The 12,765-nt window shown below is 75.6% G+C and carries 8 protein-coding genes; 7 read left to right on the forward strand and 1 reads right to left on the reverse strand.

Going from position 1 to position 12,765, the window contains the following annotated elements; translation table 11 throughout:
* Nucleotides 1–100 precede the first annotated feature (100 nt).
* Together FHU37_RS17920 and ftsY are read left to right on the forward strand one after the other, a co-directional pair.
* Nucleotides 101–1,507, forward strand: a complete 1,407-nt coding sequence (locus tag FHU37_RS17920; RefSeq protein ID WP_312892658.1) for an ROK family transcriptional regulator — start codon at nt 101–103, stop codon at nt 1,505–1,507.
* Between the two features lie 340 nt (nt 1,508–1,847).
* A complete protein-coding gene (gene ftsY / locus FHU37_RS17925; protein ID WP_179815167.1) occupies nt 1,848–3,110 on the forward strand; it encodes a signal recognition particle-docking protein FtsY in 1,263 nt (420 codons plus the stop codon).
* A gap of 129 nt (nt 3,111–3,239) precedes the next feature.
* Here the strand turns inward: ftsY and FHU37_RS17930 are convergent, their stop codons facing one another.
* Nucleotides 3,240–4,049, reverse strand: coding sequence for a bifunctional DNA primase/polymerase (locus FHU37_RS17930; protein ID WP_179815168.1), 810 nt, complete (start codon nt 4,047–4,049; stop codon nt 3,240–3,242).
* A 329-nt stretch (nt 4,050–4,378) separates the two neighbouring features.
* Here FHU37_RS17930 and FHU37_RS17935 point away from each other — a divergent pair, with 329 nt between their 5' ends.
* The 5 genes from FHU37_RS17935 (at nt 4,379) to ffh (ending at nt 12,713) form a co-directional block, all read left to right on the forward strand.
* The gene (locus FHU37_RS17935) at nt 4,379–5,848 is read left to right on the forward strand and encodes an NsdA family TPR-like regulatory protein (RefSeq protein ID WP_179815169.1); all 1,470 of its coding nucleotides are present in this window, start codon (nt 4,379–4,381) and stop codon (nt 5,846–5,848) included.
* 409 nt (nt 5,849–6,257) lie between these two features.
* The gene (locus FHU37_RS17940; protein WP_179815170.1) at nt 6,258–7,610 is read left to right on the forward strand and encodes an ammonium transporter; all 1,353 of its coding nucleotides are present in this window, start codon (nt 6,258–6,260) and stop codon (nt 7,608–7,610) included.
* Entirely contained in the window at nt 7,607–7,945 is a 339-nt protein-coding gene (locus FHU37_RS17945) for a P-II family nitrogen regulator (protein ID WP_179815171.1), read from the forward strand. Before FHU37_RS17940 ends, FHU37_RS17945 begins: the two co-directional genes overlap by 4 nt.
* A 375-nt stretch (nt 7,946–8,320) precedes the next feature.
* A complete protein-coding gene (locus FHU37_RS17950) occupies nt 8,321–10,939 on the forward strand; it encodes a [protein-PII] uridylyltransferase (RefSeq protein ID WP_179815172.1) in 2,619 nt (872 codons plus the stop codon).
* A 205-nt stretch (nt 10,940–11,144) separates the two neighbouring features.
* Complete coding sequence (gene ffh, locus FHU37_RS17955; RefSeq protein ID WP_179815173.1) at nt 11,145–12,713, forward strand: signal recognition particle protein; 1,569 nt, start codon at nt 11,145–11,147, stop codon at nt 12,711–12,713.
* The last annotated feature ends 52 nt before the right edge of the window (nt 12,714–12,765 follow it).

Here is a 12,765-nt window from a genome sequence, read left to right on the forward strand (position 1 = left end):
CCGTGGCCCTAAGCTGAACAGCGAGGCCCGCCACCCCCGGGCCGGTACGTCCTCCCGGGAAACCCACCCGGCAGGCCCCCGAGACCCCCGAGAACCGCCAGTGAGCAGCAGCACCACGGACAGCCGCTCCGCAGGAGGCCGCGCCCCGCGCGGCAGGACCGCCGCACCGGCCACCCGCCCGGCACACCCGGGCCACGGCCAGCGCGGCGGATCAGCCGGCGCCGCCCACGGCGCGGGCGGACCCAAGGCCTCCCCCAAGGCGTCCAAGGAGTCGATGCGCGGCCACAACCTCCGGCTCGTGCTCGCCGGCATCCGGGAGGCCGGCCACACCTCCCGCAGCGCCCTCGCCAAGCGCACCGGCCTGACCAAGGCCACCGTCTCCACCCTCGTGGAACAGCTCGTCGCCGGCGGAGTGGTGCGCGAGTCCCAGGACTCCGGCACCGGCCGCGTCGGCCGGCCCGCGACCGTGCTGCGCCTGGACACCACCACCTACATCGGGCTCGGCGCGGAGATCAACGTCGACTACTCGGCGGCCTGCGCCGTCGACCTCGGCGGCAGCGTCCGCGCCAGCCGCCTGGTCTCCGCCGACAACCGCGGCAGCACCCCCTCCCAGGCGCTGCACCGGGTCGCCGAACTGGCCATGGAGGTCGCCCGGCAGGTCACCGCGGAGGGCCTGGAACCCGTCGCCGCCACCCTCGTGCTGCCCGGGCCGGTCTCCTCCGGCATCCTGCGGCAGGCGCCCAACCTCGGCTGGGAGATGGTCCGCGCCGAGGCGCTGTTCGGCCAGGTGATGGGGGCGCGCCGGGTCGGCGGCCGGGCACTGCCGGTCTCCGCCGAGAACGAGGCGGACCTCGCCGGCCTCGCCGAGCTGCGCACCGGGGCCGTCCGCGACCTGGAGAGCTTCCTGTACGTCTCCGGCGAGGTGGGCATCGGCGCCTCGCTGGTGGTCCGCGGACGGGTGTTCACCGGCTACGGAGGGTACGCGGGCGAGCTCGGGCACGTGCCGGTCAGCGCCGACGGCCCGCTGTGCCGCTGCGGGGCCCGGGGCTGCCTGGAACAGTACGCGGGCCAGGAGGCGCTGCTGCGGGCGGCCGGGCTGGCGGCCGACGAGGCGGCGCGCGCCGCCGGCACGGTGCTCGGCGGCGGCGGGGACGGGCTGCGCCTGCTGATCGAACGGGCGCAGGCGGGCGACGGCGCGGTGGTGGCCGCGCTCGGCGACGCCGGGCAGGTCCTCGGGATGGCGCTGGCCGGGGTGGTGAACATGCTGTCGCCGCAGGCCGTGGTGCTCGGCGGGATCTACGCCGAACTGGCCCCGTGGATGGCGCCGCGGGTCAACGAGGAGCTGAAGGCCCGGGTGGTCTCCCGGACCTGGGAGGACGGCCGCCTGCGGATCAGCGAACTCGGCGGCCTCGCGGCGGTCCGCGGCGCCGCCCTGCACAGCCTGTCGGCGGTGACCGAGAACCCGGCGGCCTTCCTCGCCCAACGCCCCCTCGGCCGCGCCGGCTAGGACCGTCCAGCCCTCCGGCCCTCCGTCCGGGAGGCGTCCGGCCGAGTTGTCCACAGGCCGCGACACGGGGGCTGCGGTCGGTCACCCCGCCGTGAAATCCTGAAGAAGGGGGTCCGCAAGCCCCCCTACCGGGGGTTGCGGACAGGGCGATCCGCCGGCCCGTCGCCCGCCCCCGCCCCGGCCGGAGCGGAAAGCCCCCGCCACGCGGGAAGCTGACGGCGCCTCGCCCGGCGCCCCCGCCGCCCAGTGCCGGCCCGGTGCCCGCCCGCCGCCCCCCGCCGGCGCCCACACCCGGCTCCGGAGCCCGGAGCCCCCCGCACCACCCTGCGATGATTTCAGCATGGACACTCTGATCCTTGTCGTCATCATCGCCGTGCTGGCGGTGGGCGCGGCGGCCGGCCTGGTGGTCACCGGACGCCGGCGCCGGCAGGTGCCGCCGCCCGCGCGCCGGCCGGAGCCCGTCGAGCCGCGGGTGGGCGAGGACGCCGAAACCCCGCGGGACACCCCGCGCCGCACCATCGAGGACGTCGGCCCCCCCGGCACCGGCACCGGGCTCCTGGAGCCGGGCGCCCCGACCGCGCCCCCCGCCCCGGCCCCCGCCCCGGAGGTCGAGGTCGCCCCGGAGGAGGCCGCGGCCCCGCCGGCCATCGAGAAGCCGGAGCCGACGGCCGGCCGCCTGGTCCGACTGCGCGCGCGCCTGTCCCGCTCGCAGAACACCCTCGGCAAGGGCCTGCTCGCCCTGCTGTCCCGGGAGCACCTCGACGAGGACACCTGGGAGGAGATCGAGGACACCCTCATCACCGCCGACGTGGGCGTCGCCCCCACCCAGGAGCTCGTGGAGCGCCTGCGCACCCGGGTGAAGGTGCTGGGCACCCGCACCCCCGAGGAGCTGCGCGCGCTGCTCCGCGAGGAACTGGTCGAACTGGTCGGCACCGACATGGACCGCTCCCTGCGCACCGCCGCCCACCCCGCCGCGGGGGACGGCGCCGCCGCCCGTCCGGCCGTGCTGATGGTCGTGGGCGTCAACGGCACCGGCAAGACCACGACCACCGGCAAGCTCGCCCGCGTGCTGGTCGCCGACGGGCGCAGCGTGGTGCTCGGCGCCGCCGACACCTTCCGCGCCGCCGCCGCCGACCAGCTGCAGACCTGGGGCGAGCGGGTGGGCGCCCGCACCGTGCGCGGCCCGGAGGGCGGCGACCCGGCCTCGGTCGCCTTCGACGCCGTCAAGGAGGGCATCGCCGAGGGCGTGGACTGCGTCCTGATCGACACCGCCGGCCGCCTGCACACCAAGACCGGCCTGATGGACGAGCTGGGCAAGGTCAAGCGGGTGGTGGAGAAGCACGGGCCGCTGGACGAGGTGCTGCTCGTCCTGGACGCCACCACCGGCCAGAACGGCCTGGTGCAGGCGCGGGTCTTCGCCGAGGTGGTCAACATCACCGGCATCGTGCTCACCAAGCTGGACGGCTCCGCCAAGGGCGGCATCGTGGTGGCGGTCCAGCGGGAGCTGGGCGTGCCGGTGAAGCTGATCGGCCTGGGCGAGGGCGCGGACGACCTGGCGCCGTTCGAGCCCGGGCAGTTCGTGGACGCACTGATCGGCGACTGAGGCCACCCGGCCGGAACACCACCCGGCCCGGACACCACCCGGAACACGCGCGGGGTGGGGCATACCGCGGCGAACGCGGTGCGCCCCACCCCGCGCGTCGTCATCGGGACGGGAGCCGCCGGGGTGCGCTCAGGCGCTGGCCCAGCCGTGGCCGCCGGCCGAGGCGTACCGGTCCGGCGCGCCTTCCGCGACCCGGTCGGTGAGCCGCTCGGCGTGGCGTTCGCGGTGCGGCTCCGGGCCGCGCCGCCGGTGGCAGGTGTAGGCGAGGATGCCGAGCAGCAGCCGGGCCTGCGGGGGGCGGCGGGCCTGCGGGCCGTTCGGGGGGCGCAGCCAGTGCACGCCGGTCCCGCCGTCCCCGCCGCGGCCGACGGGCAGCGACGGCACCGGGATCCAGTCGCCCTGGCCGAGGCAGCGCAGGTCCAGCGCGGCGTCGTCCCAGCCCATCCGGTACAGCAGGGCGGGCAGTTCGCTGCGGGCGCCGGCGGCGACGAAGAACAGCACGCGCGGCGCGTGGGCGTCGCCCGGCTGACCGGGGGCGACGCGCGCGGGGCTGGCCGGCAGCGCGAGCACCGGCCCGAGCGGGGTGCCCATGCGCTCCATCCGGACCAGTGCCTGGCGGCCGGCGGCGGCCGGCACGTCCAGCACGTCGAACGCGTGGCCGGCGGCGACCAGCACCGGTGCGTCCGGGTGGGCCCGCCACACGGCGGCCACGTCCATCGGGGAGGCGCCTTCGCGCAGTGGTAACGGAACCGGGCCGTCCGCCGGGTGCATCCCCGGCAGGGCGCAGTCCGGCCGGCCGCAGGAGCACCGTTCCGCGCGGCCGCCCCGGACCAGGTGGGTGCCCGGTGCGACGGGCCAGCCCAGGCGGCCGGCGTACTCCGCGACCGAGCGGCACACCGAGGCACGGGAGCGTCGCCGCGAGCCGAGCATGATGTCCATGTCACCTCCAACGTTCGTCGTCGCCCTCGGTTACGTTCCCGGCGCGCACCGAAATCGGCCGGGCCGCCGGTTCGGCCGGCCCGCCGACCCCGGTTTCGACACGCCGGGCTTTCCAGTGAACCGTGTCGGCGCCCCCAGCGGTTCACCCGCAGGGGTGGCGAAGGGTGGCGTTTCCGGCCGAGTGGTGCGTGTGCCGGTGATGGAGGCGTTACTTTCGGTACCACGCCGGGGCGCATGCCGGTTTGGCGGCTCGCGATACGTAAGGTTGTGCTCGCGATACGTAAGGTTGTGTCAGACCTCGGGCACCGGCCCGGAGATGGGGGCGTTCGGTGGGTGGCAAGCAGCCCAACGAGCGGCTGACCGCGTGGTTCGGCCGCAGCGGGTGGTCCAAGGGTGAGCTGGCGCGCCAGGTCAACCGCGAGGCCCGCCGACTGGGTGCCGGCCACGTGAGCACCGACACCTCCCGGGTCCGCCGGTGGCTGGACGGCGAGCAGCCGCGCGAGCCCATCCCGCGCATCCTCTCCGAGCTGTTCTCCGAGCGCTTCGGCTGCGTGGTGACCGTGGAGGACCTCGGGCTGCGCTGCACCGCGCCGGCCGCCGCCTCCAGCGGCGTCGACCTGCCGTGGGCCGGCGACCGCACGGTCGAGATGATCAACGAGTTCACCCGCAGCGACCTGATGCTGAACCGCGGCTTCCTCGGCACCTCGCTGTCGGTCGCGGCCGGGCCCGCCCTGCTGGAGCCGTTGCAGCGCTGGCTCGCCCCGGTCACGGCCGAGCCGGCCGCCCCCGCCACCGCCGGCAGAGCCGCCCAGGGCGCCTCCGGCTCCGGCGGCACGGCCGGGCGGCCGGTCGCCGGCCCCCGGCTGACCCCCGCCGACCTGGACTTCCTCACCGAGACCACCACCCGCTTCCGCGAGTGGGACGCCCAGTGCGGCGGCGGGCTGAGACGCAAGGCGGTCGTCGGCCAGCTCCACGAGGTCAGCGAACTGCTCCAGGAGCCGTGCGACGAGCCCACCCGCCAGCGGCTGTTCGCGGTCACCGCCGAGCTGGCCCAGCTGTCCGGCTGGATGTCCTTCGACGTGGGGATACAGCCCAACGCGCAGAAGTACTTCGTGCTGGCCCTGCACGCCGCCAAGGAAGCCGGCGACACGCCGCTCGGCGCCCTGGTCCTGTCCGACATGGCCCGCCAGATGGTGCACATGGACCGCGCCCGGGACGCGCTGGAGCTGGTGCACCTGGCCCAGTACGGCAGCCGGCTGTCGGCCACCGCCAGCACCCAGGCGATGCTCTTCGCCATGGAGGCCCGGGCGCACGCCCGCACCGGCGACGCGGCGCGCTGCCGGCGGGCGCTGCGGCTGGCCGAGGAGACCTTCGAGGACGCCGAGCCGGACACCGACCCGTCCTGGATCTCCTTCTTCTGCCTGGCGGAGCTGCGCGCCGAGGCGGGCCGCGCCCACCTGGACCTGGCCCACGCCGACCGGGCCCAGCTGACCCGGGCGCTGGTGGAGCTGGAGCGCGCCGTGGAGCTGTACCGGGGGGACCGGGTGCACCGGCGGGCCTTCGCCCTCGCCCTGGTGGCCGAGGCCGAGGCGCTGCTGCTCGCGGACGAGCCGGACGAGGCGGCCCGCTCCGCCTACGAGGCGGCGGAGGTGGCGGCCGGCATCCGCTCGGAGCGGCTGGACACCGCGCTGTTCACGGTGGCCCGCACGGCCGTGGCCCGGCACGGCGCCCTCGCCGAGGTGGCCCGGCTGGCCGACCGGGTCGGGGCCGACTCGTCGACGATGCGCCGTGCCGTGTGACGTTCACACGCCGCGCGATCCGACGTCACACGCCGCGCCCCCTGCATCGCCCCGTCCCGCCGCAGGTCACTGACCCCGGCCACCGGCTCCGGAGGGCCGGAGCCGGTGGCCATGAGGTGGGTGAGACGGCAGTGGCCGGTGTGGTGGAGACGGCCGCGCTGTGTGACGCGACACGCCCGTCCGAGTGACCCGCGCCACCCGGTGGACGCGGCCCGGTCGAGCTCCGGTCACGGCTAGATTACGTTCGCTCCCGATGAGGGCCGTTTGACCTCGATGTAACACGTAGCCGCCATCCGTCACATCCGCGTAACACGCGTGGCCCTGGCGCGAAACGGTCACACGCCAAGGTTCCTGGACAACGCGGGCCCCTGGCGGGAGGGGGTCGGCAAGGACTCAATGGGAGTTGCTGATGCCGGAAGGCTTCAGCGCGGGAGATACCGCGTTCGTACTCGTCTGCGCGATGCTCGTGATGCTCATGACGCCCGGCCTGGCCTTCTTCTACGGCGGCATGGTGCGGGCCAAGTCCACGCTCAACATGCTGATGATGTCCTTCATCAGCCTCGGCGTGGTCAGCGTGCTGTGGATCCTCTTCGGCTACAGCCTCGCCTTCGGCCCGGACGTCAGCGGCGTCATCGGCAACCTCGACTTCGTCGGCATGCGGAACATCGAGATGGACGGCCTGCTCGACGGCTACACCATCCCGGTGTTCGCCTTCGTCGCGTTCCAGCTGATGTTCGCCATCCTCACCCCGGCCCTGATCAGCGGCGCCGTCGCGGACCGCTTCAAGTTCTCCGCCTGGGTGGTCTTCATCGCCCTGTGGGTGACCATCGTCTACTTCCCGGTCGCGCACTGGGTCTGGGGCGGCGGCTGGATCTTCGACATCCCGGTGATCGACTTCGCCGGCGGCACCGCCGTCCACATCAACGCCGGTGTCGCGGCGCTGGCCCTGGTCCTCGTGGTCGGCAAGCGCATCGGCTTCAAGCGCGAGGCGATGCGCCCGCACAGCCTGCCCCTGGTCATGCTCGGCGCCGGCCTGCTGTGGTTCGGCTGGTTCGGCTTCAACGCCGGCTCCGGCCTGGCCGCCAACGGCCTGAGCTCCGTCGTCCTGCTCAACACCAACGTCGCCGCGGCCGCCGCCGTCCTCGGCTGGCTCGTCCTGGAGCGCATCCGCGACGGCCACTTCACCTCGCTCGGCGCTGCCTCCGGCGCCGTCGCCGGCCTGGTCGCCATCACCCCCGCCTGCTCCGTGGTCAGCCCGCTCGGCGCCATCGCCATCGGCCTGATCGCCGGCGTGGCCTGCGCCTGGGCCGTGGGCCTGAAGTACCGCCTCGGCTACGACGACTCCCTCGACGTGGTCGGCGTGCACCTGGTCGGCGGCATCATCGGCTCCCTCCTCATCGGCCTGTTCGCCACCGGCACCTACGGCACCGAGGACCAGGGCCTGTTCTACGGCGGCGGCCTCGAACTCCTCGGCCGCCAGGCCATCGGCGTGGCCGCGGTCGCGGTCTACTCTTTCGTCGTCACCTACGTGATCGCCCTCGTGCTCCGCTCCACCATCGGGATCCGCGCCTCGGAGGATGATGAGCGCACCGGCCTCGACCAGGTGGCGCACGCCGAGACGGCGTACGACTTCACCGGCGGCGCCGGCGTGCTGTCCCGGTCGGCGAGCCCGGCCGCGACGGCCACGGGCAAGCCCGGCCGGACCGACGACGCGGACGGCGGCAGGTCCGGACACACGGCGGAAGCGAAGGTGGAGGCATGAAGCTCATCACCGCGGTGATCAAGCCGCACCGGCTGGACGACGTCAAGACCGCCCTCCAGGCGTTCGGCGTCCACGGCCTGACCGTCACCGAGGCCAGCGGCTACGGCCGCCAGCGCGGCCACACCGAGGTGTACCGCGGCGCCGAGTACACGGTCGACCTGGTCCCCAAGGTCCGGATCGAGATCCTGGCCGACGACGCCGACGCCGAGGACCTGCTGGACGTCCTGGTCAAGGCCGCCCGGACCGGCAAGATCGGCGACGGCAAGGTCTGGAGCAGCCCGGTGGACACCGTGATCCGGGTGCGCACCGGAGAGCGGGACGCCGAGGCACTGTGACCCGGCCGGCCGCGGACGCCCGCGGCCGCGCGGACCACGCCCCGGCGGCCGGGACGCAGCCCGGCACCAACGGCACCACCTGACCCACGAGGGCGGTGGAAGGGGGACCCCCCTTCCACCGCCCTCGTCCCGTACCGCCCCACACCACGCCGGGCCCACACCGCCCGCACCACCCGCACCGGCCTCGTTCCGTCCCGGCCCGCCGCACCGGCCGTCCGGCACAATCGACAGCCAGGCCACGCCCCACCGACCCCACCGCGACCGCCGGCCGAACCAGCCGAGTCGAGCGAGGCGGACCCGCGCCCGTCCGCACCGGCCACCAGGCCACCAGGCCGGCGGCCCGAACAGGCCCCACAGGCGAAGGGGAGAATCCCGATGCAGCACGAGCCCACGTCGGCACTCGGCAGCACCCGCAGCGCCGACACGCTCCGCGACACCCCCCCGACCGCCGGCGCCGAAGCCGCCCCCACCCCCACCCCCGGCGACCCGGCCGCCGCCACCGCCGCCTGGCAGGCCGCCCGCGACACACTGCTCGCCACCACCACCCTCCCCGGAGCGACCCGCCGGCAACGGCTCTCCGCCCTCACCGACGACTGGCTCGCCCACCTGCTGCGCGCCGCCGTGCGCGCCGCCACCCCCCGCGACGGACGCGCCGCACACGGCCCGCGCGTCGCCCTCGCCGCCGTCGGCGGCCACGGCCGCCGCGCCCTGTCCCCGCGCAGCGACCTCGACCTCGTCCTGCTGCACGACGGAACCCTCGGCCCCGACCAGCTCACCACGCTCGCCGAAGCCATCTGGTACCCCATCTGGGACGCCGGGACCGCCCTGGACCACTCCGTGCGCACCCCCCGCGAAGCCAGAGCAGTCGCCGCCGAGAACCTCAAGACCCAGCTCGGCATGCTCGACCTGCGCCACGTCGCCGGAGACGACGACCTCACCGCCGAACTGCGCGGCGCCGTCCTCGCCGACTGGCGCGCCGCCGCCCCACGCCGGCTGCCCGAACTCCGCGAGATGGGCCGCGAGCGCGCCCTGCGCCACGGCGACCTCGCCTTCCTCCTCGAACCCGACCTCAAGGAGGCCCGCGGCGGCCTGCGCGACGTGGTCGTCCTCGACGCCGTCGCCGCCACCTGGATCGCCGACGCCCCACGCGACGGGCTCGCCGCCGCCCGCGACCGGCTGCTGGACGTCCGCGACGCCCTCCACCTGGTCACCGGCCGCGGCACCGACCGACTCGTCCTCCAGGAGCAGGACGCCGTCGCCGACCGGCTCGGCGTGCTCGACGCCGACGCGCTGCTGCGCACCGTCTCGGAGTCCGCCCGCGCCATCGCCTGGGCCGAGGAGGTCACCTGGCGCGAGGTGGAACGCGTCGTCCGCGGCCGCCGCCCCGGCGCCGGACGACTGCGCCGCCTGCGGATGTCCGGACAGGTCGACCCCACCGGGGGCGGCGCCACCCGCCGCCCGCTGGCGCACGGCGTCGTCGAGGAGGACGGCGAGGCCGTCCTGGCCCGCGGCGCCCGCCCCGAACGCGACCCGCTGCTGCTGCTGCGCGCCGCCGCGGCCGCCGCCCAGGCCGGGATCCCGCTGTCCCGGCACGCCGTCGCCCGGCTGGCCCGCGAGTGCCCGCCGCTGCCCGTGCCCTGGCCCCGCGAGGCCCGCGACCTGCTGGTGGCGCTGCTCGGCTCCGGCGAGGCACTGCTTCCGGTGTGGGAGGCCCTGGAAGCCGAACACCTCATCGGCCGGCTGCTGCCGGACTGGGAGCGGGTCCGCTGCCGCCCCCAGCGCAACGCCGTGCACCTGTACACCGTCGACCGGCACCTGGTGCAGACCGCCGTGCACGCCTCGGCGCTCACCCGCCGGGTCGCCCGCCCCGACCTGCTGCTGGTGGTCGCCCTCCTGCACGACATGGGCAAGGGCTGGCCCGGGGACCACTCGGTGGCCGGGCGCACCATAGCCGTCGACCTCGCCGCGCGGATGGGCTTCGACCCGGTCGACGCCGAACTCCTCGGCCGCCTCGTCCGCCACCACCTGCTGCTGGTCGACACCGCCACCCGGCGCGACCCGGAGGACCCGGCCACCGTCGCCACCCTCACCGCCGCCGTGCGCACCCCCGAGGAACTGCGCCTGCTGCACGCGCTCACCGAGGCCGACGCGCTGGCCACCGGCCCGGCCGCCTGGGGCGGCTGGCGGGAGGCCCTGGTGGAGGTGCTGGTCGACAAGGTCGAGGCCGCGCTGACCGGCCAGACCCGCCCCGGCGCCACCGCGACCGGGACCGCCGGAACCACCGGCCCCGCGGGGGCCTCGGGCGCGGCCACCGAGCTCACCGCCGAGCAGCGCCGCGCCGTGGAGGCCGTGCTGGCCTCGGGCGGCCCGGTCGTCGAGGTCGCCGGCCCGTCACCGGAGAGCGTGGAGGACGCGGAGGAGGACGGCCCGCCGCTGCCCGGGATCGAGGTCACGCTCGCCGCCCCGGACCGCCCCGGCCTGCTGGCCCTGGCCGCCGGCGTGCTCGCGCTGCACCGGCTCACCGTGCGCTCCGCCGTGCTGGCCGGCGTCGACGGCGTCGCCGTGCAGACCTGGACGGTCGCCACCGGCTACGGGCGCGGCCCCGCCCCGCGGCGGCTCACCGAGGACCTCGGCCGGGCCCTGGACGGCCGGCTCGACGTGACCGCGCGACTGGCCGAACGGGACCGCTCCCACCCGGTGCGCCGGGGCGCGCGCGTCGCCCCGCCCAGGGTCGTGGTGGCCCCGGGGGCGGCGACCGGCGCCACCGTGCTGGAGGTGCGGGCCCACGACCGGCCCGGCCTGCTGCACCGCGTCGGCCTGGCCTTCGCCGGCCACGGCCTGGACGTCCGGCAGGCGCGGGTGAGCACCCTGGGCGCGGAGGCCGTGGACGCCTTCTACGTGGTGGACGACAAGGGCGCCCCGCTCACCCCGCGGCACGCGGCGGCCGTGGCCCGGGCCGTGGAGGCCGAACTCTCCGCGCTGGCCGGCGACTGATCCGCCGGACGCCGCGGCGGGTGGGTGCGCCCGCGCGCACCCACCCGTTCCGTCTCCGCGGACGCTCTTCCTCCCCCGCCCGATACCCTGGGGGACGACCCCGGGAGCGCCCGGCGTCGCGGGGCCGGGCCCGAGACAGCCACGGGCCCGGCCCCGCGACACCGGTGGCTCCCACCCACCGCAGCCACGAGGACCCGCGACCGACGTGTTCGACACCCTTTCCGACCGCCTCGCAGCGACCTTCAAGAACCTCCGGGGCAAGGGCCGCCTCTCCGAGGCGGACATCGACGCCACGGCCCGCGAGATCCGCATCGCCCTGCTCGAAGCGGATGTCGCCCTGCCGGTGGTCCGCTCGTTCATCAAGCGGGTCAAGGAGCGCGCGCTCGGCGCCGAGGTGTCCAAGGCCCTCAACCCGGCGCAGCAGGTCATCAAGATCGTCAACGAGGAACTGGTGGCCATCCTCGGCGGCGAGACCCGCCGGCTGCGGCTGGCCAAGAACCCGCCGACGGTCATCATGCTCGCCGGCCTCCAGGGCGCCGGCAAGACCACCCTGGCCGGCAAGCTCGGCCGGTGGCTGAAGGCGCAGGGCCACGCGCCGCTGCTGGTGGCCTGCGACCTCCAGCGCCCCAACGCCGTCAACCAGCTCAGCGTGGTCGCGGAGCGCGCCGGGGTGGCCGTCTTCGCGCCCGAGCCGGGCAACGGCGTCGGCGACCCGGTGCGGGTGGCCGAGCAGTCCATCGAGCACGCCCGCACCAAGCAGTACGACGTGGTGATCGTCGACACCGCCGGCCGCCTCGGCATCGACGCCGAGCTGATGCAGCAGGCCGCCGACATCCGCGACGCCGTCAAGCCCGACGAGGTCCTCTTCGTCGTGGACGCGATGATCGGCCAGGACGCGGTCACCACCGCCCAGGCGTTCTTGGACGGCGTCGGCTTCGACGGCGTGGTGCTCTCCAAGCTCGACGGTGACGCCCGCGGTGGCGCGGCGCTCTCGGTGGCCGAGGTCACCGGCCGCCAGATCATGTTCGCCTCCAACGGCGAGAAGCTCGACGACTTCGACGCCTTCCACCCCGACCGGATGGCCTCCCGGATCCTGGGCATGGGCGACGTGCTCAGCCTGATCGAGCAGGCCGAGCGGACCTTCGACGCGGCCGAGGCCGAGAAGACCGCCCGCAAGCTCGCCTCCGGCGGCGGCAAGGGCTTCACGCTGGACGACTTCCTCCAGCAGATGGAGCAGGTCCGCAAGATGGGCTCCATCTCCAAGCTGCTCGGCATGCTGCCGGGCATGGCCCAGATGCGGGACCAGATCAACAGCATCGACGAGCGCGACGTGGACCGCATCGCGGCCATCATCAAGTCGATGACCCCCGCCGAGCGCGAGGACCCGAAGATCATCAACGGCTCCCGCCGGGCCCGCATCGCCCGCGGTTCGGGCGTGGCGGTCGGCGAGGTCAGCGGGCTGGTCGAGCGCTTCTTCGAGGCCCGCAAGATGATGAACCGCTTCGCCCAGGGCGGCATGCCGGGAATGCCCGGCATGCCTGGTATGCCGGGCATGGGCGGTGGCGGCAAGCGCAAGGGCGGCAAGGCGCAGAAGAAGGCCAAGGGACGCTCCCGCAGCGGCAACCCGGCCAAGCGGGCCGCCGAGCCGCAGCGCGGCGGGCAGCCGTCGATCGGGGCCGGCGCGTTCGGCCTGGGCGACGGGGCCGGGCTGCCGGACGACTTCGAGCTGCCCAAGGAGTTCCGCGACCTGCTGCCGCCGGACGGCAAGCGGTGACGAGGCCCGGGCGCCCCTCCTTCCCGCCCCGGCGGCACGCCGGGCGGGAGGG

The sequence above is a fragment of the Allostreptomyces psammosilenae genome (assembly GCF_013407765.1).
In the GTDB taxonomy this organism is placed as follows: domain Bacteria; phylum Actinomycetota; class Actinomycetes; order Streptomycetales; family Streptomycetaceae; genus Allostreptomyces; species Allostreptomyces psammosilenae.

What these genes read in the sequence shown, in the direction of transcription:
- ftsY (WP_179815167.1), top strand. Translation starts at nt 1,848, where the DNA reads ATGGACACTCTGATCCTTGTCGTCATCATCGCCGTGCTGGCGGTGGGC.
- FHU37_RS17930 (WP_179815168.1), bottom strand. Translation starts at nt 4,049, where the DNA reads ATGGACATCATGCTCGGCTCGCGGCGACGCTCCCGTGCCTCGGTGTGC.
- FHU37_RS17940 (WP_179815170.1), top strand. Translation starts at nt 6,258, where the DNA reads ATGCCGGAAGGCTTCAGCGCGGGAGATACCGCGTTCGTACTCGTCTGC.
- FHU37_RS17945 (WP_179815171.1), top strand. Translation starts at nt 7,607, where the DNA reads ATGAAGCTCATCACCGCGGTGATCAAGCCGCACCGGCTGGACGACGTC.
- FHU37_RS17950 (WP_179815172.1), top strand. Translation starts at nt 8,321, where the DNA reads ATGCAGCACGAGCCCACGTCGGCACTCGGCAGCACCCGCAGCGCCGAC.